Origin of the sequence: Streptomyces sp. NPDC002580, assembly GCF_042889485.1 — a bacterium.
Classification (GTDB): Bacteria; Actinomycetota; Actinomycetes; order Streptomycetales; family Streptomycetaceae; genus Streptomyces.
On record NZ_JBIAQZ010000014.1, the window covers coordinates 49,497 to 69,832 of the forward strand.

The following is a 20,336-nucleotide window of genomic DNA, read 5'->3' on the forward strand; positions in this document are numbered from 1 at the left end:
GAGAATCCGCTCCACGGGCGCGGGGGGCGAGGCGTCAGCCGGTGCCGAGGCGGAAGCCGACGCCGCGGACGGTGATGATCCAGCCCGGGTCGCCCAGCTTGCCGCGAACGCTGCTGACGTGGGTGTCCACGGTGCGGCGCGACCAGGAGTCGCCCCACACCTGCTGGAGCAGTTGCCTGCGCGGGACGACGGTGTCGGGATGCTGCGCCAGCAGGCACAGCAGGTCGAACTCCTTGCGCGTGAGGGTGACCGGCGTGCCGTCGACGGTCACCTCGCGGGAGCCGACCTCGATGCGCAGCCGGCCGTGCCGGATCTCCCGGGCCGGGCCCGCGGCCGCCGCCGGCTGCCACTGCGTGCGGCGCACGACGGCCTCGATCCGGGCCATCAGCTCGCGGATCCCGAAGGGTCTGGTGACGTAGTCGTCCGCACCCGCCTGGAGCCCGAGCACGCAGTCGATCTCGGACTCGCGGGAGGTGACGATGATGAGCGGCACCCGGCTGACCGACCGGATCGCCCGGCACACCTCCAGCCCGTCCAGGTCCGGCAGTTCGAGGTCGAGCAGGACGAGGTCGGCGCTGCCGTAGGCCTGCAGGGCCGCACCGCCGTGGGCCGCCCTGGTACAGGTGTGGCCGTGTCGGCGCAGCTGATGCGACAGCCCGTCCCCGGCGTCGGCGCCCACGACCAGGATGTGCCGACCGGAGACCGCGGGCGCCGGCCGGGGCGCGGCCCTGCCCAGTCCGTCACGGGGCGACGTCCGACCGGGGGTGCCCGGTCCGGGCACGCCCTGGACGGGGCTCCTGTGGCCGGGCGCGTGCTGGCCGGGGGGCCACGCGCCGGAGGATCCGGGGCGCGGCGGCCACGCCTCCCGCACCGGCGTGCGGGCCCGCGGCTCATCGTGCTCGGGGTGTGGAGCGGACGTCGGGTGCTCCGGCAGTGCCTGCGCCTGAACCTGACTCATGCCTCCCCCGGGGGTCGTGGCGGGGCCGGACCGGTTCGGCCGCCTCCCGCGCCGACGCTAGCGGTGTGCGGTCGAATCCTGGTGCAGGGCCGGTCCAGGGTCCGCCCGGCCGCTCGCCGTCCGCGGCAGGCCGCCCCCTACACCGCGAACACCTCGGTGGCGCCGTGGTTCGGGTCGCCCGCCCGCAGGTGCAGCTCGCCCGACCCGGGCAGCATGACCACCGAGGCCACCGTCCTCTCCAGGCGGTAGATGCCGTGGTCGGCGATGCACACCGGTGGCCGGCACAGCACCGCGAAGTGCTCCTCCGCAGTGGCCTGTGGGCCGAGTCCGGCCAGCCCCTTCGTCACGGCCTCCAGCCGGTCGTCGGAGTTGACGCGGTCGGGGGCCGACTGCCGGTCGAACGGGGTGAAGTCCTCGTGCAGGTAATGGTTGGTGTGCACGGCCTCCCGCGAGGCGGGCTCGGTCACCCGCAGCCCGGTCCCGCACACCTCGGCGTACACCGCGCGCCGCCGGTCGCACAGCACCAGGTTGCGCGAGCTGGACAGGGTGAGCCCGGCCAGTATCTCCAGGGCCTCGTCCACGCTCCCGGCACGGTCCAGCAGGTGGCGGATGGTCAGGTACGGCGTGACGCCGGGCCGCCACAGGCCGTCGGTCACCAGGTTCAGCCCGATCGCGAGCCCGTCGCTGTTCATGCCGAGGTACCCGAGCAGGCCCGCGAAGCTGAGCACCGTCACCCGGCGCGGCCCGCCCGCCCGGGCCAGCGACAGCACCGCGATGTGGCTGTCGATGTCCGCGTTGAGGTCCACCGTCTGCGCCAGCACCGGCCGGGCGATCGGCCCGGTGCGCGCGTACGCCGTGCAGTCCCCGGCGCTCGGCACCCCGGTGTACCCCATGACCTCGCGGCGCAGCTGCAGCAGCCACGCCTCGTCCTCGGAGATCCCGGCCCCCGCCGCCAGCCCCGCGACCTCCTCGGCGAGGTCCGGGACCGCCGCCGTGATCTTCGCGCGGTACGTGGTGATCGACGGCAGCAGCCCGGCGAACGTCAGCGGCCGGTCGGCCAGGGGCTCCAGCCGTGCCAGGCCGTCGCGGAGGAAGCCGCGCAGCGGGCCGGCGAGTGCCGCCCCGTGGGCGCGGCCCAGTTCGAAGGGGGTGCCGGCGGCCTTGACGTACGCGACGCTCATGCGGAGGCGGCCGCCTTCTTCGGGCCCCGGGAGAGGGCGTCGAGCACCTGCGGCCACTCGGCGCGCAGGATGCTGTAGAAGACCGCGTCGCGGCGGCGTCCGCCCGGCATGTAGTTGAAGGAGCGCAGGGTGCCCTCCTCGGTGGCGCCGATGTTGCGCAGGCCCTTGCGGGCCTGGACGTTGAGTTCGTCCGTCTTGAACTCCACCCGCTCGGCCTCCAGCACCTCGAAGGAGTGCTGCAGCAGCAGCAGCTTCGCCCAGTGGTTGATGCCCTTGCCGCGGAAGTCGTGGCCCAGCCAGGAGGCCCCGATCTCCAGTCGGCGGTCCTTCTCGGCGAAGCTCAGCAGGCTCATGCTGCCCGCGATCCGGCCGCTCTTCCTGTCGGTGATCACGTAGACGGCGCGGCGGCCGGCGGTGTGCTCGGCGAGGTTCGAGTCGAAGAACGCCTCGAAGTCCGCGTCGTCGCCGACGACGACGGTGAAGTAGCGCCAGATCTCGGGGTCGAGGGCCACGGCGCGGATGCCCTCGCGGTCCGCCTCGCTGAGCGGGGTCAGCAGGACGTGCTCGTTCTCCAGCGTGGTGGCGGCTTTCTCGGACCAGCTCATGGTCGGTGACTCCCTAGGGCGAAGAAGGGGATGGCAGGAGGAGGGCGGGGCGGGTCTGGACAGCAGGGTCGGTCTTTTCCGGGATCAGTCCGTCAGCTCACTGGGTTCCTCCGAGGATGCCCTGGCCTTCAGGACGGGGAGGGATAGGACTCCTGCGGAGCAGGGCAGGGAACGTCGGATCGCCGTCAGGGCGATTCGGCGTCCGCCGCGGCGGCGCGGTACTCGCCCTCGATGCGGTGCAGGATCTCCGAGTTGAGGGACCGTCGGTTGTCCTTGGCCTGAGCCGTGAGCCAGGCGTGGAGGTCGGTGGGCAGGCGCAGCGTGATGCGTGTTTCTTCATGATTCATACCCCAATCGTAGTGGTACCGTGGTGGCATGACGACACGACAGGGAACGGGTGAGGAGTCCGGGCACGCCCGGTACACCTACCGCCTTCGCGTGTCGGTGGCCGCCCGTGCCGGCCTGGATGCCGAGTGGGCGCGGTGCCGGTGGGTGTGGAACGAGTGCGTGGCCATGTCCCGCAAGGTCAACGACCTGAACAAGGGACTTCCCGAGGATGCCGACAAGGTGACGTGTGGTCCGGCGCAGCTCGACAAGCTGCTGACCGAGGCCCGTACCGCCCTGGGATGGCTGCGCGAGGGCTCCTCGGTGCCGCAGCAGCAGACCATCCGCGACTTCGGCAAGTCCCGCGCGAAGGCGCTGAAGGACATCAAGGCGAAACTGCCGATGCGTCAGCGCGCCGGGATGCCCCGCATCAAGCGCAAGCGCGACGCGCTGCCGTCGATGAACTACACCCGGCGCGGCTTCCGTCTCAAGGACGGACGCCTGCACCTCGCGGGCGGCATCGCGCTGACCGTGGTGTGGTCCCGCGACCTGCCCGCCGGCCCCACGTCGGTACGCGTCTACCGGGACAGCCTCGGCCACTGGTACGCCTCGTTCGTCGTCGAGAGGGCCGTCGAGCCGCTGCCGGAGACCGGCCGGGTGATCGGTGTCGACTGGGGCGTCAAGGAGACAGCCACCACCACCAGCGACGCACACGACCTCCCCCACCGGCAGTACGGGAAGAGTGCCGCCGCGAAACTGGCCCGATACCAGAAGCAGATGGCCAGGCGGAAGCCCGCGCGCGGGAGAGCCGCGTCGAAGGGCTACCGGGCAGCGTCCCGTGCGGCGGCCAAGGTCCACAAGAAGGTCGCCCGGCAGCGCCAGGACACCGGCCGCAAGTGGGCCAAGACCATCGCCCGCGACTTCGACCAGTTCGCCGTCGAGGACTTCCGCCCCAGGTTCCTCGCCAAGTCCACGATGGCCCGCAAGGCCGCCGACGCCGCGATCGGCGCGACAAAGACCGCGCTGACCGAGATGGCCCGCAAGCACGGCCGCATCGTGCACCTGGTGCACCCGGCCCACACCACCATGGACTGTGCACAGTGTGATGCGAGAACCAAGCACGCACTTCCCCTCTCCGAACGAACCTACGCGTGCACCGCGTGCGGAGCCGTGTCCCCCAGGGACAAGAACTCCGCCCGCGTGATGCTCGTCCGGGCTGGTCTCAACCCGGTTGGTGCTGATGGCAGAAGCCCTCTGGGAGCGCCGCTCCCGGAGGCAGCCTGAGCCAGGAATCCCCCTGCTTCAGCTGGGGGAGGAGTCAAGGAGTTTCTCCAACCGGCTGTGCACCACGTCGTGGTGGACGAGGAAGTCCTCGGGCTCGCGCGGGCTGCTCCGCACACCCTCCTCGGCCAGGGCCTCGCCGAAGTTCTGCCCGTACTCCGCGGTGCGCCTGGCCGCCGCCTGCACCGCCCGGTAGGCCTGGTCGCGTTCGACGCCGGCCTCCAGCAGCTCCACCAGCACCGACGACGAGCACACCAGCCCGTTCGTGGCGGCGATCGAGTCCCGCATGCGGTCCGTGTCGATACGCAGGTTCTCCAGCAGGTCCGCGGCCTTGACCGTCTGGAAGTGCGCCACCGTCAAAGCGTCCGGCAGCAGCACCTTCTCGACCGCCTGGTGGGCCAGGTCCCGCTCGTGCCACAGCGCCACGTTCTCCAGCGCCGTGCCGGCGTACCCGCGCAGCAGCCGCGCCAGTCCGCACAGCAGCTCGCTGCCCGTCGGGTTGGCCTTGTGAGGCATCGCGCTGGAACCCTGGTAGGCCTCGACGCGCTGCTCCTCGACCTCGCGCACCTCGGTGCGCTGCAGCAGCCGCAGCTCCAGGGCGATCTGCTCGATGCAGGCACCCAGCACGGCCACCGCCTGGATCAGCTGGGCGTGCCGGTCGCGGGCCACGACCTGGCTGGGGGAGGGCTCGACGCCCAGCCCCAACTGCTCGCACACGTACGCCTCCACGGCCGGGTCGATCAGCGAGTACGTGCCGACCGCGCCCGACACGGTGCCCACGGCGACGGCCTCGCGGGCGGCGGCCAGCCGCTGCAGGGACCGCTCCACGGCGAAGGCGTAGCCGCCCAGCTTGTGGCCGAGCGTGGTGGGCTCGGCGTGCACGCCGTGGGTGCGGCCCACCATCACCGTGTCCCAGTGCTCGAAGGCCCGGTCGACGAGCACCTTGCGCAGCCGCTGGGCGGCAGAGGCGAGCACGTCCGTGGCGCTGGCCAGGGTGAGGCCGAGGGCCGTGTCGACCAGGTCGTAGCTGGTCATGCCCAGGTGCACCCAGCGAGCGGAGGACTCCGGCATCTGCTCGGTGTACGCGGTCAGGAAGGAGATCACCTCGTGGTCGCGTTCCTTCTGGATCTCCACGACCCGGGACGGCAGCGGGGCCGTGGCCGCGCGCATGTCGTCGAGGACCGCGGCCGGTACGCGGCCGAGCCGCACCTGTGCCTCGGTCGCGAGGATCTCCACGCGGACGTAGGTCTCGTACCGGAACTCGTCCGAGAAGAGGTGTGCCATCTCCGGCAGGGTGAAACGAGGAATCATGGGACAGCCTTCGTCGGTTGCGGTTGCGGTTGCGGTTGCGGTTGCGGTTGCGGTGGTCGGGGGCGGGCGGCGGTCCGGTCGTGGCCTGCCGGGCGTCAGAAGGCCGCGAAGTACTCGCGCTGCTCCCACTCGGTGACCTGGCCCGGCACCGGGGCGGCCTGCAGGGCCCAGGCCCCGTACCGGCGCACCTCGCTTTCCTTGAGCCTGGCCAGACAGGCGGCCAGCGGATCGCCCAGCAGCCGGGCGGCCCGGCCCGCCGTGAATGCCTCCAAAGCCTCGCGCAGGGACTGCGGGACGGTGTCCGAGCCCTCGCGGGGTCCGTCGGCCGAGCCGGCCTCGAGGCCCTCGAGGCCGGCGAAGAGCTGGGCGGCGATGTTCAGGTACGGGTTCGCGCTCGGCTCGCCGACACGGTTCTCGATGTGCGCGCCGGCCCCCGAGCCGACCACGCGCAGCATGGCCGTGCGCGACTCCAGGCTCAGGCTCACCCGGGTCGGGGACAGGGCGTGCTGCGTGCCCAGGCGCTGGTAGCCGTTGACCGTGGGCACCGACAGCAGGAACAGGTCGCGCAGCCAGTCCCGCAGGCCCTCGGCGTACGCCTTGCTCGTGGGGGAGAGCCCCACCGAGAGGCCCTCGGCGCTGAAGATGTTGCGGCCGGTGGCGCTCTCCAGGACGGACTGGTTCAGGTGCCAGCCGCTCGGGTCCGCCCCGGCGATCGCCGGTTGCGACATGAACGAGGCGTGCAGGCCCCGGGCCGCGCACCAGCGCTTGGTGAAGACGCGGAAGAAGAGCATGGCGTCCGCCGTGTCCAGCGCCGACATGGGGTCGAACGTGGTCTCCACCTGCCCGGGGCCCATCTCGTGCTCCATCGACCGCACCGGCAGCCCCAGGCCGAGCAGGGCGAGGGCCAGCGGGTCGGTGACCGGGGCGACCGTGTCGTACGCGGCGTCCAGGTTGAACTGGTAGCCCGCGTTCATCGCGGCCACCCGCGGGGCCGGGCCCTGCAGGCCGAAGCCGTTCCCCTCGTTGCCCGGCTCGTCGTCCAGGCGGCGCGCCAGGTACCACTCGACCTCCAGGCCGAGCACGGGCGTCAGCCCGCGGCCGGCGTAGCGGTCCAGCACCCGGTGCAGCACGTGCCGCGAGGACAGCGGGTGGGGGCGGCCGTCGCGCAGGTACTCGTCGCCGATCACCCAGGCCGTGCGCGCCCCCTCGCCGGGCAGCACCAGGAAGGTCAGCGGGTCGGGCACCAGCACGAAGTTGCCCAGGCCGGCGATCTCGTCGACGCCGATGCCGTGCTCGCCCCGGTAGTCCACCGCCGTGGTGCAGGCCGTGTCCTTCAGGAACGGGCCGGGGCTGTAGTTCATGCCGTTGCGCAGCACCCCGCCGAAGGTGCGGGCGGTCAGCGTCTTGGAGCGCACCAGGCCGTGCGGGTCACCCCACACCAGACGGACGAGGTCGATCCCGTCGAGCCCCTCCTCGATCCGCTCGGCGGCCGCCGAGCGGGCGTCGTCCCACAGTCCGTGTTCGGTGACGAACGCGTGGCTCCCGACGCTGCCCTCCGTGGCAGGGGCCGACCATGATCTGGAATACATGACGGGAGCGTCCTTTCGTCAGGAGGTCGACGGGGGGCGTGTCAGAGGCGTCGGAGGTCCCCGCGGGCCGGCGGCCGGCCGGCGGGGCGTCGGCTAGGCGACCCGGGACCGGGGCGGCCCCGGGTCGGCCCCCCCGACCGGGGTGCCGGTGACGGACCTCCAGTGCCAGGCCGAGTCGAAGGCCGTCACATCGGCCTGCTCCCCCTGCTCGGCGAGCGCGGCCGCCTGCTGCGTCATCCGGGCGATGAAGGCGGCCACCTGGTGCGCCGCGAGCATCTCCTGCTCGGTGTACGGCTCCCCGTCGGCGCGGACGATGCGCAGGTCCATGAATCCGTTGAAGGGCCGGCCGCACACCTCGACCGGATGGGGGCTGCGGATCGTGAAGCGCACCATGTTGTTGACGTGCCCGTGGTGGTGCTGGTCGGAGAAGTGGGCGATGTCGGGGATGGTGGGCGGTACGAAGTGGTCGCGCTCCAGGACCTTCGAGGTCCGCGGCAGGTTGCCGGCGATGAAGTGCCAGGAGTTGTACTGCATGCGCGAGGACATCGCCCAGGCGGTGTCGGCGAGCGTGGCGAGCGAGTCGCCGTAGTGCCGCCGGGCCTCCTGCGCGGGGACCACGCAGCAGAAGAAGTCCGTGATGCCCCAGGCGCTGATCTCGTCCCAGGCCTCCGCGCGCAGCGCGCGGACCAGCTGTGGCAGCGACCGGATGCCGCGGCTCATCGCGAAGTCGGCCCTGAACGCGGCGGTGGTGGCGGCGACCGCCTCGTACACCACCGCCTCCAGACCGGTGCCGAACTCGCCGTAGGGGCGGGCCAGCCAGGCCGGGCCGGCGTCGTCGGCGAGCCGCAGCTCGGCCAGCCGGTCGCCGACCACGGGCAGTGTGGCGCGCAGATGGTCGGTGACCTGCCGGTCCCGCTCCGCGGCCACCTTGCCGTGCGGGGCCGCCACCTTCTCCACCTTGTGGATCAGGGCGCCGTGGATCTCGCGGTACAGCTGGACGGTGCGGGCCACCTCCGGGCGGTGCGCGCCCAGTCCCGTGGCCAGGGCCATCAGCGCGTCGATGCCGGCGTCGGGACCGGCCGCGGGGATCCTCTCCCCGCCCAGGGCTCCGTTGTAGCTGCGGCGGGTGCGCTCCAGCAGCCGGCCCACGTTCTCCGGGGTGAGCTGCGAGCCGTTGACCTCTTCGATGCGGCCGTACCCGGCCGAGCGGATGAGCAGGCTGATGCCCACGACCAGCAGGGCGTCGTGGTCCGACCACAGCTCCAGCGGCAGGCCGGCCAGGCCGGCGAACACGCAGTCCGGGTGGCCCGGCCACAGCGTCTTGCCCACGACCGTGTTGGTGTCGCGGAAGTTCGTGTACTGCTTGTCCTCGATGTAGAGCATGAAGGGGGCGGTGCGCTGCGCGCCCTCGGTCAGCTGCGCCAGCAGCGCCTCGCGACCCTCGCTGCCCTGCTCGGCCAGCCAGCGGCGGCTGTCGGCCGCGTCGCGGTCCAACCGCTCCCGGGCCGTCGTCACCTCGCGCCGGTAGTCGTCCAGGTGCCGCGAGGTCCATGGAACCCGCAGCACGCCGGCGACCAGCGTGTGCTGCTTGGCGAGCGGCTGCTGGGAGGGAACGCGGACGACGACCCGGCCGCCGGTGGTCAGGCCGATCTCACCGAGGAACACGGTGCGCTCCGCGGGGTCCGCGACGGCTCCGGCCGGTTCGCGTGCGTCTGCGGACAGACCGGCGACGACCTTCAGGGCGGCGGCGTCCGCAGTGCGAAGGGCGCTCTCCTGGACCTCCGCGGGCACGTGTCCGTCGAGTGTGAGCAGGATGTCCAGGGCCGCGCGCATGTCGGTGGCGGCCGAGGCCTTCCGCCACACCCGGGCCAGCAGCCCGGGGAACCCGGCGTCCTCCTCGCGTACCCGGTCCGGCTTGGGCGTGGCGCCCGCCGCCAGACCCAGGCGGCTGGGCCGCCGGCTCTGGCGCTTGCGGGAGTTGGCGGCTCGACGGGAGCCTTCGCGGTCCACGGGCGCGGTCATGCGGTACCTTCCCCGGTGAGGGCGATGTGGCTCCACATCGCGTCGTCGGTGGGCGTCCAGTCCGCGTCGACGTAGATGCAGTCGACCGGGCACTCCAGGACGCAGACGGGGCAGCCCGAGCACAGCTCGGGGATGATCACGACGTCGAGCCCGCGGTCGAAGATCGCCCCGAACTGTTCCGGGCAGCCGCGCAGGCAGCTGTCGCAGGTGATGCACTCGGACGTCTCGATGCGGCGCGGGGGCTTGGTCCAGTTGTCGGCGCGGCTGCGCGTGGCGATCCGCAGGTCTCGCCCGGACGGCACATCTGACGGAGTGTTGCTTTCCACGGGCATGGGACCCCTCAGGCGTCGTGTCGATGACGGATCGAACGGACGCTTCGAGCATCCGGGGTTCCTCTCGACCAACTCCTGAACCCCGGTCGGGGCGTGCTGGAGCGTCACACTCGGGACGCCTCACGCCGAAGGCAGGAGTATTTCGTGGAACTGACGGCTCCGGATCGCCGGCGTCAATCAAGCTGAGCGCGATGCGTACACGGCACCCGGCAGGTTCCTGGCCGTGGTCCGCGTCCACGAGGCCCGGGGCCCGTCCGGCGGCCGGTCGAGAAGACCTCGATGAGCATCACCGAGGGTTCCTGCGCGGTCGGACACATCGGATGCAACGGTCTCGGCTCGTTCGCGAACTGCTTCAGGGTCGGCGTCGGAGTGTCCCCCAGCCGGTCCTCCGGCCGGCGCGGAACGGGGGACGGCCCGCCGGACCCCGCTCGCCGGGGGCGCGGCTGTGCCCGGGCCGGCCGGCCGATCCGCTGGTCCTGCCGGCGTTGCCCGGGCTCGTGCCCCCGGTCGTCTTCGTGCCGGTCCCCGGGGTCCGTCCGCCACCCCGTGTCAGGGTGCGGACGACCGGCCCCGGGCCGCGGGCCGCCTTTGGCCGGTGTCCGCGGCACCGGTGCCGTGCGGGGCGTGCCCGCAGTTCACGGCATCAAGTCCTGCCTGGTCTTGAGCCCCTCGGCGAGCAGGCTCCATTCCTTGCCGATGCGCTCGGCGATCGGGGCGATGACGCCGAGCCAGTGGGCCGGAACCGCGTCGACCAGCTCCCGCCAGCCGTCGTCCGGCTCGGCGGCGTGCAGCTGCATCCAGCGGAGGAACTCCCGGCCGCCTGCGGTGTAGCGGATGGTGGGATCGGCGGCCATCTTCGCCGCCACCGTCGTCCAGGCCGGAATCTCGTCGGTGTGGTTCCTGCGCTGCGGCGCGCTGTCGATGCTCGGTGCCACCCGCAGCGGGACAGGGGCTGCGCCGTTGCGATCCGCGCCGCCGGGAACCGCCGGGACGGGCCGCGACGGTTCCCCGGAAAGCTGTACGGACCGCACGGGTTGGACGGGTTGGACAGGGCGGACGGATCGCAGGGGCTGCGCCGCCGCGTCGGGTGTTTGGCGGCCGCTGCGCTCGGGGCTTTCGCCACGCCGCAGCCGGGCGCTCACGTCGTGGACCGTGCCGAGCGACACGTCGGTCTCCCGGGCGACCTGACGCAGCGGGGCGTTCGGGTGCTCGGCGATGTATTCGGCGGCCCGCAGCCGGCCCTCGCCCGGGCCCACCGGACGCCGCCTGCCGTCCCGGCCGATGCGCTTGCCGTCGAGCGATGTTGCCTCACTCGACTTCTCGCGCAGCGACGCGATCGTCTTCGGGCTCAGCCCGGTGATGCGGGCGATGGCACGGTCGGACCAGTCCGGGTGGGAACTCAGGACACGCTGGGCTCCGGACACGCGGTCGGACTTCGACAGCGGCAGTCCGTGCGAGCCGTTCGCCTTCATGGCGATGACGAGCGCCTCGGAGTTCGAGCAGTCGACGAAGCGCGCCCTGATGCTGCTGTCGCCGCGCAGCTTGGCGGCCTCCAGCCGGTGCAGGCCGTCGATGATGCGGTAGCCGTCGATCTGAACCAGGATGGGCGGCAGCTCCACCGAGCCTGCTGCGTCGGCGAGAAGCCGGATGTGCGCGGCGTCCGTGCCGCTTTGGCGCAGAGACATGCCCGCCGACAACATGTTGACGAGGACGTCGCGGGCGGGAAACTGCTCGAGGTTCTTCAGATCGAATTCGCTGCGGGCCGACGCGTCGACGTCTTCCGCCCCGACGGAGCCGAACGCGTTCGTGATCAAGATGGCCTGCGCGCTGCTCTGAGCCATTCCTTCACTTCCTCTCTGCCGCCGCTGCCGATGAGCGTCGCAGGAGGGGCTCCAGCTGTAGTTGAGGGCGGATTGAGGCTTCCTGGAAATGCAGGACAGCGGGTGCCCGCCGGACACCCGCCGCGGCAGTACCGCGGCGACGGCCGGCAGGGCGGCCGCCCGGAGTGCGAGCATCCCGGCGGGCCATGGGGCGGACCTGTGCGGCGAGGCAGACGAATGCCTTTTGAATACCTTCGCTTGAGCGTGCCGGGGGAGAGGGTGAACCACAGCGCGGGTCAAGAGGGGTCCCCGTCTGTGATATCAGGAAGGTCATTTTGTTCAGTAGGCGTCGGCCTGCCGGGTTCTGAACGATGGCCGCCGCTTTACGTATACGGCTATTTTATTGCCGCTGTGACTCTCCGCCGAAGCGGATGTTGCATCTGCCTGTTTTCCTCAGTTGAACCCGGAAATCCATGAAGGTGGCCATGAAATCATTCGTGAATGGTTCGGCGAGCACGCGGCGGCCCGTGATCGGGATCTGTGCGCGGACCGCGCCGGTCACGTTCCAGGGCAGCGACATGGTCGTCAGCTTCGCGCTCCAGTCCCACCTGGCCTTCCTGACCGCGGCGGACTGCACGCCCCTGCTGCTTCCGCTGCTGCCCGGCGTCGAGGCCATGGCGGACCGGATCGACGGCCTGCTGATCCCGGGTGGCCCCGATGTGGATCCGGCGCTGTACGGCGAGAACCCGCACCCCGGCACGCGGGCGATGACCCCGGAAGCCGACCGCGCCGAACTGGCGTTGATCAGGGCGGCACTTGACGCCGAGCTGCCCGTGCTGGGTATCTGTCGCGGCATGCAGCTGCTCAACGTGCTGCACGGAGGCACGCTGCACCAGCACCTGCCCGACGTCACGGGCCACGACGGCCACCGCCCGAACACGCCGTCCTTCACCCTCGGCTCCCACCCGTTGAAGCTGGAGCCGGGCAGCCGGATCGCCGGTGTCCTCGACGAGGACGCGCCGGTGACGGCCTGCCATCACCACCAGGCGGTCAACCGGCTCGGTGCCGGCCTCACCGCCACCGGCTGGGCGGAGGACGGCACCGTCGAGGCCGTCGAAGTCACGGACCGCCCCTTCGCCGTCGGCGTGCAATGGGAAGCAGGATTCACCCCCGATCAACGACTTCATCACGCGCTCGTGCACGCTGCCGGACGCTGACCCGCAGATCTTCGGCGATCACCGAACGCGCCCCACCCCGGGCGGGCCTCCCCGTCGGTCCGCGGCTCGCTCAACGGTTCATTCTCGGCTCCAGCAGGTTTCGAGCCGCTTCAAGGACCCCCTTGCCACGCTGTGTGCGCCGTGCATCCAGAAGGGGTATCCATGAAAAAGCTCGCATTGGTCAATGCGGTGATCGTGATCGGCCTGTCGGTTCCGGCCGTCGCCCCCGTGGCGGCGGCCGAGGGGGCTGCCGCGCCGACCACGGGAACGATCGACTGGTCGCCGTGTCCCGACATCGACCCGAACCTCGGTGCGTTGCTCAAGGGCCTGGAGTGCGGCTCGGTGGAGGTCCCGCTCGACTACGCCCAGCCCAGCGGTCAGAAGATCAAGCTGGCGCTGACCCGCGCCAAGCACACCGTCACCGACGACCAGTACAAGGGCGTCGTGCTGCTGCACCGCGGCCAGTGGCCCGGCCCGATCAGCCGCGACATGCCCACCCGGTACGCCAAGGGCACGACCGGGCTGGCGAAGGACGTCGGCGCCGCCTACGACTGGATCGGCTTCGACCCACGCGGCGTCGGGGCCAGCGAGCCGGCGATCGTGTGCGACCCGTCCTACATCAACCCGGTGCTGCCCGACCCCGTGCCGAAGACGGCCGCGGACGAGCAGAACGCCGTGGCCAAGGCCGAGGCGTACGCCAAGAGCTGTGGTGACAAGTACGGCGGCCTGCTCGACCACTTCACCACCAAGGACTCCGCGCGCGACCTCGACCGGATGCGGATCGCGCTCGGCCAGGAGCAGATCACCTACTACGGCATCGACTGGGGCGGCTACCTCGGCTCGGTCTACGCGACGATGTACCCGGCCCGGGTGAAGCGCATGGTGCTCGACAGCGTGCCCAGCCCCAGCGGCGTGGGGTACCAGAACCAGATGTCCAAGAACATCACGTCCGAGTACAACGGCGGGATCTTCTTCGCCTGGGTCGCCAAGTACGACTCCGTCTACCACCTGGGCACGACCGCCGACGAGGTCGAGGCGAACTACTACAAGGGCCAGGACGCCCTCCGTGCTGCGCCGGTCGACGGCAAGATCGGACCGGGCGAGTGGGCGAACGTCTTCGAGCAGGTCGTCTACCGCAGCTGGACCTGGGTGAGCCGCGCGAAGATACTCTCCGACTTCGTGGTGCGCGGTGACGCGACGGCGCTGCGCGCCGACTCCCCGACCCCGGGCTTCCCCCAGCAGAACCGCGTCGCGACGACCAACGCGGTCAACTGCACCGACGGCCGGTGGCCGAAGGACTGGAAGGTGTGGAGCGCCACCCTCGCCGGCCAGTACGCCGCCGGGAACCACCTCCTGACCTGGAGCAACGGCTGGTACAGCGCGCCGTGCGCGTTCTGGCCGGCGCAGACCCAGGCTCCGGCACGGGTCGGCAACGGCAGCGCCAACGTCCTGCTGGTGCAGCCGCAGTACGACAGCGCACACGGGATGTTCGGCGCTCTCGACATGCGTATCCGGTTCCCCAACTCCCGTCTCATCATGGAGTTGGGCGGCCACAACGTCGGCTCGGCGCTGTCGGCGAACAACAACCCCTGCCTCAACACCTACGTCGGCGACTACCTGAGGGACGGCACCCGTCCCACCTCGTCGTGGGGCATCGACGCCACCTGCCAGGCGCCCGGGGACCCGGTGCCGCCGACGGCCTGATCCGTCGTCAGCCGGGCCCCGCATGATCACCATGCGGGGCCCGCCGGCTCCATCGTGATCATGCGTTCCGCGGACGTCTTCTCCAGGCTCGCCCGGTGGGTGCGGTCGCGACGGGGACCAGGACCGTGATGCCGGCGACCACGAAGGCCGCGGGCAGCGGGCCCGCGAGGTCGGCCGGTGCGCCCATGACCAGGAGAGACACCGCCACGCCCGAAGGCAGCAGCGTGGCCCTCGGCGTCACCACCGACGGGAGCTCCTCGTCGGATGCCGAGGCCGGCAGCCGGTTGTCGTCGTGGACGGACGCCACCTCGAAGAGCACCAGGTCCGGCCGCCAGGCGCGGGCCACGGCGACCAGATCCTCCATCGTCGAGTCGTCGGACCGCCGCGCCCGCGGAAGCACCAGGTCGTCGAAGACTCCGGAGGCCTGCTCCCAGCTCGGCCGCTCGCGGTGTGGCCGTAGGTCGAACAACGGGTCGAGTCCCTGCTGCGGGGCCGTTTCGCCGCGGCGGCACGGCCGGACGTCCGGCGCCGGTCCCGCTGCCCGCGCACCTTCGACGTCCCGCCGGGACCGACCCCCACCGCCGTCAGCCCGGCCGAGGTGACGGCGTCGAGCAGACCCGGCCGGCAGGCCACCCGCACCTCGTGCCCGGCCGTCCGCAGCGGCCACGCGAGCGGCACCAGGTTGAACACGTGCGCCTTCCAGGGAAACGGCACGACGAGAACTCGCACAACGCACTTCTTTCAAATCGGGTGCTATCGAATTCTGTTCGCCGGCCTGCTTGTTCAACTGTGGGGACTCGGCAGTTGAACGAGACCTTCAGTTCATCAACAACGCGGAAAAAACCGGGAACTTGACAGAGCCGAGCATTCGACGGGATGGTCGATCCAATCGATTGCCGATCCATCCGAGGAGGTGAATCAGATGAAGACGCTTCGTCAGTGGAACGCTCTGCGCTCGCAGCGAAAGGGCGGTGTCCGCCCGGCCGGTAAGTACTTCAAGTGGGCGGCCTGATCAAGGCGGTCTCGTGGCCTGTGGAGGGTCCTGGCACCCTCCACAGGCCAGAGTTTTAGGCCTCAGGGATATCTGACCGTGGCAATCGAGGTGGGACCAGTGCACAGGTGGAGTTACGAACGTTTTGCTGTTGAGCAGAAGACTTTGAACGGGCTGGTGGATCGTTTCCTGGCCCCGGAAGCATGGCAGGAATCGCGCGAACCGCTGACCGGCGAAGAACGCGCCGAACTGCGGGAGACGATCGCCGGACTTCGGCACCCCCAAGTCATCGAAGAACTCTGCGCGATGGCGGCGACCCACCCCCGTGCGGATGTCCGCCTGACGGTTCTCCAAGGTGTCGGTCCGTTCACGGCCACTCTTCCCGCGGCGCGGGAATTCCTGGTCTGGCTGCTCGGTGACGACGAGGACTTCGTCGTGTTCTCCGCCGCGAAGATCGCCGCCCGGAACCGCATCGGCGAGGCCTACGAGGAGCTGCTGCACATCACCGGACCGGCCGAGGCCGGCCTGTTCCGCAGCACCAAGCCGGTGGGCATCGGCGCCGCCGTCGTGGCCAAGGCGATGGACGAGATCCTCGGCGCAAAAGACCGCGCGGCCAGGCTGGAGATCGAGCGGGAGCACACCAGGACCGGCCAGTTGCCGCAGGGATGCGCACTGGACGAACACTGGGACTACGACCCGCAGAACCTGCCCCGTCCCGTTCCCGACGCCATGGTGCTCGTCCCCGCGTCCGAGTTCGTCGCCGGAATCGGCATGGACGACGTCGTCCATCCGCTCTACGACGTGGACGACGCGGCCCCCCGGCAGACCCGCTACCTGCCCGACTTCCTCATCGACCGGTACCCGGTGACCAACCGGGAGTACGACCAGTGGGCGCGGAGCCCGCAGGCCGCCGAGCACGCGCTCTGCCACCCCGACGAGCCCGAGGACAAGGACCACCGTCGCGGGATCGTCGGCGACGCCCGGTTCGGCCCCGACCACCCCGCGACCGGTGTCGACTGGTTCGACGCCTACGCCTACCTCGCCCACCTCGGCAAACGGCTGCCGACCGAACTGGAATGGGAGAAGGCCGCACGGGGCGAGAGTGGATCCCTCTATCCGTGGGGCGACGAATTCGACCCGGACGCGCTGCGCTGGTTCGGTGCCTCCTTCGGCGAAGCGCAGAGCCTGGAGCACTGGCGCGACACCCTGAGCACCTTCGACGAGACGACTCCCGCCGTCACCACGGTCCCGGTCGGCTCCCACCCCAGGAACCTCAGCCCCTACGGCGTCGCGGACCTGGTCGGGAACTGCTGGGAGTGGACGGACACCAACTTCTTCACCCGTGACCGGATGAAGCCGATGATCTCCGGCAGGCCCCGCACCGAATGGGCGACAGCCGAGGAGACCTCGGTGGTCATCCGGGGCGGCGCGTGGACCTCCATGCGGGAGCAGGTCACGGCCTATTTCCGCGGCAAGGACCTCTTCACGGACCGGCACAACGAGATCGGGTTCCGAGGGGTGATCCGATGAGCTCCCCGCAGCGCATCCCGCGGTTCCGCTACGACGGCACCGTCACGGCGGAACAACGCGCCTTCTACGAGCAGTACGGGTTCGTCATCTACCGCGGCGTGTTCGACGCGCAGGACGTGGAGATCATCCAACGCGATGCCGAACGCCTGGAGCGCGACACGCTCGACGGGAAAGTACCGGCCGAGCACCGCGACCAGGTGATCAAGCCCTCGTACGACGAGAACGGCCGGGCGACCCTGCACCGGCTGCCCTACTTCACCCTGCACAGCGCGGACACCCGGGAACTGATCGAGCGCCGGAAACTGGATGCGCTCGGCCCCGGTCTGCTGGGACGCCCCACCTGGCGGTTCGAGGACGCCGTCGACGGAGCCGTGTGGCAGATGAAACGGGGCAAGCGAAGCTCCTACAGTGCGCTGGACTGGCACCTCGACTTCCCGCACGACGTCCCGCTGACCCCCCTGGTGAACGTGGGCATCTACCTGGACGACGCCACCGTCCGCAACGGCTGCCTGATCCTCGTGCCCGGATCCCACCGGTATCCGCCGCGGCGACTGGAGCCCTTGGGGCTTCCGATCGAAGCCGAGGCGGGCGACGTCATCTGCCACACCTACAACATCCTCCACCACTCCGGCCCGGTGCTCGACGACACCAGCCGGGCGACGCTGTACATGTACTACTCCGCGGGACAGAAGCCCTCGGCGGGCACGGCGTACAGCCACCGGGCGGGCGAGGATTTCGCCAAGATGATCACCGGAGCGGAGGCCGACGCGCGATGACCACCACCACCCCGGACGTTCCGTCCGAAGTCCTGCGGATCGCCGCCTGGGCCGACGGGCCCCCGGCGGAACGCGACGCCCTGATCGACGGCTACCTGCGCACCCTGGAACAGCTCGCCGACCCGCACCTGCTCGAAGAATGCCTCGCGGTCGGCCTGCTGCACGACACCCCCGGAATACGGCGCCAGGCCCTGGCCGCCGCCGTACGGCTCGCCCCGGAACTGGCGGCGGAGGCCGTCGGCTGGGCACTGGCCGACCCGGACGAGACCGTGCGCGGACCCGCCCTCGCCTCCCTGGCCACAACACCGGCCCTGCGCTCGGCAGGCGGCCCCTCCGCGCTGCACGCCCTGCTGGCCGTCCTCGGCCGGTCACCGGACCAGATCGCCGCGGGCGTCGGGAACTACGTGACGGTGGCGGACGCGCACGCACTCGCCTCGGCACAGACACTGCTCGCCGACACGGCACTGGCCGGCACGGTCCTGGAGGACCTCCCCGTCCCGCTGTCGGCCGACCGGCTGCCCAGCCGGCTCTCCCCGGACGGGATGCGACACGTCCCGGCCGGACGGCTGCGCCGCGGGACGCACCCCGGCGCGGAACACTCCTTCGGCGACCCGGGCGAGCCCGTGGTGGACGAGGTCACGGTCGAGGGGTTCCACCTGGACACCTGCCCGGTCACCAACGACGAGTACGACGCGTTCGTCACCGACGTCGGCGCCCAGGGCCACCTGTGGTGCCACCCGGACGAGCCGAGGAACACCGACCACACACGCTCCACCGCCGACGACCCCCGCTGCGCCGGCGACCACCCGGTGACCGGGGTCAGCTGGTACGACGCGGTGGCCTACGCCGCCTGGTGCGGCAAACGGCTGCCCACCGAGGACGAGTGGGAACGGGCCGCCCGGGGAGACGAGCACCGGCACCACCCCTGGGGTGCCGACTTCCGGCCCGAGCTGGTGCGGGGCCTGCACTCGGTACTCGGCCACGACGCCGGGACGGTCCTGGACCGCCGGGCGTGGCTGCGCCGGCTCACGGATCTGTCCGTCGCCGAACTGCCCGCGCTGACCGGTCCGGTGAACCTGCCGGGCGGCGAATCCCCCTTCGGCGTCCGGGACATGTGCGGCAACGTGTGGGAGTGGACGTCCACCCGGTTCCTGGACGGCCTCCCGCTCCAGCCACGCTTCGGCACCATGGACCCGGGCGACCTGTGGGGTGAGTGGTCGGCCGAGGTCAGTGTCCGCGGCGGAGCGTGGAGTTCGCCCCCCGCGCTGCTCACCGCGGTCAGCCGGGCGGGCAAGGCGCTGGTGACCAGGAGCCCGGAGATCGGGTTCCGCTGCGCGGCGAGCGAATCCGAGGTGCCCGTTCGATGACCGCAGTACGGCGAATCCAGCGGGTGCTGCCCGAGGGCTACACCCGCTGTCTCGCCAACCCCGACTTCCGCCGGCTGCAGCCCGGATTCCTGGTCTCCTTCCTCGGCGACGGCATGAGCTTCATCGGTGTGGCGTGGCTGGCCGTCGAACTGGCCGCTCCGGCCGACCGGTCCCTCGCGGTGGGGCTCGCCGTCGCCGCCTACAGTCTGCCCGCCGCGATCGGCTCCCTCACGCTGGGACGCTGGCTGAGCGGACGCAACGCCAGGAGCCTGATCCTGGTGAACGCGCTCCTGCGCGGTGCCCTGTTCGCACTGATCCCGGCGTTGTACTGGACGGGCCTGCTGGACACCGCGACCTACATCGCCCTGCTCGCCATCTCCTCGGTCCTGCACGCCTGGGGGATCGCCGGCCGTCAGACGTTCGTCGCCGAGACCCTGCCGGCCAAGGACCGGCTGGCCGGCCACGCGCTGGTGGGCAGCCAGGAGCAGCTGTCGTTCATCACCGGACCGCCGCTGGCCGGTCTGGTCACGGTCGCGTTCGGGCCGGCCGCGGTGCTGGCCGCCGACGCGGCCAGCTATCTGTACCTCGCCCTCGTGACGGCCCGGGTGCGCGGCGACGGCACCCTCGAGCGCCGTCCCGCGGTGCCGCTGCGGCGCAGCGCCAGGACCCTCGCCCGCCACCCGGAGCTGATGGGCCTGCTCGCGCTCTCGTTCGTCTTCTACCTGCTGTACGGGCCGATCGAGGTGGCGGTCCCGGTCGTCGTGGCCGAGCGGATGGGCGGGGACCCCACCGCCCTCGGATGGATCTGGGGCGCGTTCGGCGTCGGCGCGGTGATCGGGACCTGGATCACCGGAACGCTGCGGCGGCTCCCGCTGTGGCCGACCGTACTGGGCATCGTCGCCGGCTGGGGGCTGGCGATCCTCCCCTTCGCCCAGTTCGGCACGCTCGCCGTGGGCATCGCCGGCTTCGGCCTCGGCGGGCTGATCTACGCCCCCTACGGACCGGTGACCATCACCCTGCTGCAACAGAAGGCACCCATCGAGGAGTTGGTGAGCCTCAGCGCCTTCCGCAGCGCGATCCTCGTGATCGCGACCCCGCTGGGCGCGGTGCTCGGCGGCCCCCTGGTCGACACGCTCGGCGCGTCGGACACCATCGAACTGTCCGGCCGGACCACCGTCGGCCTCGCCGTCCTCGGCACGGTCCTGATCCTGCTGGTACGACGCCACCGGCACCGCCGGGAGCGGCGGGAAACCACTCCTGAACACCGTGCGGCGGTGAACCCTGCTAGGACCCGCGCGACAAACCGGCCGCCGTGACGGCCACTTCGC

17 protein-coding genes and 1 pseudogene are annotated in these 20,336 nt (G+C 71.3%); 7 read left to right on the top strand and 11 right to left on the bottom strand.

Annotated features, from left to right (window positions below; genetic code table 11):
- Positions 1 to 34: 34 nt before the first annotated feature.
- The 4 genes from ACFYW7_RS33920 to ACFYW7_RS33935 form a co-directional block, all read right to left on the bottom strand.
- Positions 35 to 958: a winged helix-turn-helix domain-containing protein gene (locus ACFYW7_RS33920; RefSeq protein WP_389509538.1), complete on the bottom strand. Its 924-nt coding sequence runs from the start codon at positions 956 to 958 to the stop codon at positions 35 to 37.
- A gap of 137 nt (positions 959 to 1,095) precedes the next feature.
- Positions 1,096 to 2,139: a C45 family autoproteolytic acyltransferase/hydolase gene (locus ACFYW7_RS33925; RefSeq protein WP_389509540.1), complete on the bottom strand. Its 1,044-nt coding sequence runs from the start codon at positions 2,137 to 2,139 to the stop codon at positions 1,096 to 1,098.
- Positions 2,136 to 2,744 carry a GNAT family N-acetyltransferase gene (locus ACFYW7_RS33930; protein ID WP_389509542.1) on the bottom strand — a complete coding sequence of 203 codons (609 nt, stop codon included), beginning with the start codon at positions 2,742 to 2,744 and terminating at the stop codon, positions 2,136 to 2,138. Before ACFYW7_RS33930 ends, ACFYW7_RS33925 begins: the two co-directional genes overlap by 4 nt.
- A gap of 185 nt (positions 2,745 to 2,929) precedes the next feature.
- Positions 2,930 to 3,091, bottom strand: coding sequence for an Arc family DNA-binding protein (locus tag ACFYW7_RS33935; RefSeq protein WP_389509544.1), 162 nt, complete (start codon positions 3,089 to 3,091; stop codon positions 2,930 to 2,932).
- Between the two features lie 28 nt (positions 3,092 to 3,119).
- Between ACFYW7_RS33935 and ACFYW7_RS33940 the strand changes: the two genes are divergently transcribed.
- Complete coding sequence (locus tag ACFYW7_RS33940; protein ID WP_389509546.1) at positions 3,120 to 4,352, top strand: RNA-guided endonuclease InsQ/TnpB family protein; 1,233 nt, start codon at positions 3,120 to 3,122, stop codon at positions 4,350 to 4,352.
- Positions 4,353 to 4,370: 18 nt separating this feature from the next.
- Here the strand turns inward: ACFYW7_RS33940 and purB are convergent, their stop codons facing one another.
- The 5 genes from purB to ACFYW7_RS33965 form a co-directional block, all read right to left on the bottom strand.
- Complete coding sequence (gene purB / locus ACFYW7_RS33945) at positions 4,371 to 5,660, bottom strand: adenylosuccinate lyase (RefSeq protein WP_389509548.1); 1,290 nt, start codon at positions 5,658 to 5,660, stop codon at positions 4,371 to 4,373.
- 95 nt (positions 5,661 to 5,755) lie between these two features.
- Entirely contained in the window at positions 5,756 to 7,249 is a 1,494-nt protein-coding gene (locus tag ACFYW7_RS33950; RefSeq protein WP_389509550.1) for a glutamine synthetase, read from the bottom strand.
- 93 nt (positions 7,250 to 7,342) lie between these two features.
- The gene (locus ACFYW7_RS33955) at positions 7,343 to 9,271 is read right to left on the bottom strand and encodes a hypothetical protein (protein WP_389509551.1); all 1,929 of its coding nucleotides are present in this window, start codon (positions 9,269 to 9,271) and stop codon (positions 7,343 to 7,345) included.
- Positions 9,268 to 9,597: a 4Fe-4S dicluster-binding protein gene (locus ACFYW7_RS33960; protein WP_225860584.1), complete on the bottom strand. Its 330-nt coding sequence runs from the start codon at positions 9,595 to 9,597 to the stop codon at positions 9,268 to 9,270. The genes ACFYW7_RS33955 and ACFYW7_RS33960 overlap by 4 nt, the downstream gene beginning before the upstream one ends.
- 641 nt (positions 9,598 to 10,238) lie before the next feature.
- The gene (locus ACFYW7_RS33965) at positions 10,239 to 11,561 is read right to left on the bottom strand and encodes a ParB N-terminal domain-containing protein (protein ID WP_389509554.1); all 1,323 of its coding nucleotides are present in this window, start codon (positions 11,559 to 11,561) and stop codon (positions 10,239 to 10,241) included.
- Between the two features lie 347 nt (positions 11,562 to 11,908).
- Here ACFYW7_RS33965 and ACFYW7_RS33970 point away from each other — a divergent pair, with 347 nt between their 5' ends.
- Entirely contained in the window at positions 11,909 to 12,640 is a 732-nt protein-coding gene (locus tag ACFYW7_RS33970; protein WP_389509556.1) for a gamma-glutamyl-gamma-aminobutyrate hydrolase family protein, read from the top strand.
- Between the two features lie 162 nt (positions 12,641 to 12,802).
- Positions 12,803 to 14,344, top strand: coding sequence for an alpha/beta fold hydrolase (locus ACFYW7_RS33975; RefSeq protein ID WP_389509558.1), 1,542 nt, complete (start codon positions 12,803 to 12,805; stop codon positions 14,342 to 14,344).
- Positions 14,345 to 14,402: 58 nt separating this feature from the next.
- Here the strand turns inward: ACFYW7_RS33975 and ACFYW7_RS33980 are convergent, their stop codons facing one another.
- The gene (locus ACFYW7_RS33980) at positions 14,403 to 14,813 is read right to left on the bottom strand and encodes a hypothetical protein (RefSeq protein WP_389509760.1); all 411 of its coding nucleotides are present in this window, start codon (positions 14,811 to 14,813) and stop codon (positions 14,403 to 14,405) included.
- A gap of 104 nt (positions 14,814 to 14,917) precedes the next feature.
- Positions 14,918 to 15,073: pseudogene (locus tag ACFYW7_RS33985) on the bottom strand (hypothetical protein); the annotation flags it as partial.
- A gap of 439 nt (positions 15,074 to 15,512) precedes the next feature.
- Between ACFYW7_RS33985 and ACFYW7_RS33990 the strand changes: the two are divergent.
- Genes ACFYW7_RS33990 through ACFYW7_RS34005 form a run of 4 tightly spaced genes read left to right on the top strand, consistent with a single transcriptional unit; the run spans position 15,513 to position 20,324 of the window.
- Positions 15,513 to 16,865: a formylglycine-generating enzyme family protein gene (locus tag ACFYW7_RS33990; protein WP_389509561.1), complete on the top strand. Its 1,353-nt coding sequence runs from the start codon at positions 15,513 to 15,515 to the stop codon at positions 16,863 to 16,865.
- A complete protein-coding gene (locus tag ACFYW7_RS33995; protein ID WP_389509564.1) occupies positions 16,862 to 17,641 on the top strand; it encodes a phytanoyl-CoA dioxygenase family protein in 780 nt (259 codons plus the stop codon). The genes ACFYW7_RS33990 and ACFYW7_RS33995 overlap by 4 nt, the downstream gene beginning before the upstream one ends.
- A complete protein-coding gene (locus tag ACFYW7_RS34000; protein ID WP_389509567.1) occupies positions 17,638 to 19,008 on the top strand; it encodes an SUMF1/EgtB/PvdO family nonheme iron enzyme in 1,371 nt (456 codons plus the stop codon). Before ACFYW7_RS33995 ends, ACFYW7_RS34000 begins: the two co-directional genes overlap by 4 nt.
- Positions 19,005 to 20,324 carry an MFS transporter gene (locus tag ACFYW7_RS34005; RefSeq protein WP_389509570.1) on the top strand — a complete coding sequence of 440 codons (1,320 nt, stop codon included), beginning with the start codon at positions 19,005 to 19,007 and terminating at the stop codon, positions 20,322 to 20,324. The genes ACFYW7_RS34000 and ACFYW7_RS34005 overlap by 4 nt, the downstream gene beginning before the upstream one ends.
- Positions 20,325 to 20,336 lie beyond the last annotated feature (12 nt).

Bases quoted from the DNA above. Each gene is read 5' to 3' on its own strand.
- ACFYW7_RS33975 (WP_389509558.1), top strand. From the start codon at position 12,803: ATGAAAAAGCTCGCATTGGTCAATGCGGTGATCGTGATCGGCCTGTCG.
- purB (WP_389509548.1), bottom strand. From the start codon at position 5,660: ATGATTCCTCGTTTCACCCTGCCGGAGATGGCACACCTCTTCTCGGAC.
- ACFYW7_RS33970 (WP_389509556.1), top strand. From the start codon at position 11,909: ATGAAATCATTCGTGAATGGTTCGGCGAGCACGCGGCGGCCCGTGATC.
- ACFYW7_RS33920 (WP_389509538.1), bottom strand. From the start codon at position 958: ATGAGTCAGGTTCAGGCGCAGGCACTGCCGGAGCACCCGACGTCCGCT.
- ACFYW7_RS34005 (WP_389509570.1), top strand. From the start codon at position 19,005: ATGACCGCAGTACGGCGAATCCAGCGGGTGCTGCCCGAGGGCTACACC.
- ACFYW7_RS33925 (WP_389509540.1), bottom strand. From the start codon at position 2,139: ATGAGCGTCGCGTACGTCAAGGCCGCCGGCACCCCCTTCGAACTGGGC.
- ACFYW7_RS33995 (WP_389509564.1), top strand. From the start codon at position 16,862: ATGAGCTCCCCGCAGCGCATCCCGCGGTTCCGCTACGACGGCACCGTC.
- ACFYW7_RS34000 (WP_389509567.1), top strand. From the start codon at position 17,638: ATGACCACCACCACCCCGGACGTTCCGTCCGAAGTCCTGCGGATCGCC.
- ACFYW7_RS33950 (WP_389509550.1), bottom strand. From the start codon at position 7,249: ATGTATTCCAGATCATGGTCGGCCCCTGCCACGGAGGGCAGCGTCGGG.
- ACFYW7_RS33935 (WP_389509544.1), bottom strand. From the start codon at position 3,091: ATGAATCATGAAGAAACACGCATCACGCTGCGCCTGCCCACCGACCTC.
- ACFYW7_RS33940 (WP_389509546.1), top strand. From the start codon at position 3,120: ATGACGACACGACAGGGAACGGGTGAGGAGTCCGGGCACGCCCGGTAC.
- ACFYW7_RS33955 (WP_389509551.1), bottom strand. From the start codon at position 9,271: ATGACCGCGCCCGTGGACCGCGAAGGCTCCCGTCGAGCCGCCAACTCC.
- ACFYW7_RS33930 (WP_389509542.1), bottom strand. From the start codon at position 2,744: ATGAGCTGGTCCGAGAAAGCCGCCACCACGCTGGAGAACGAGCACGTC.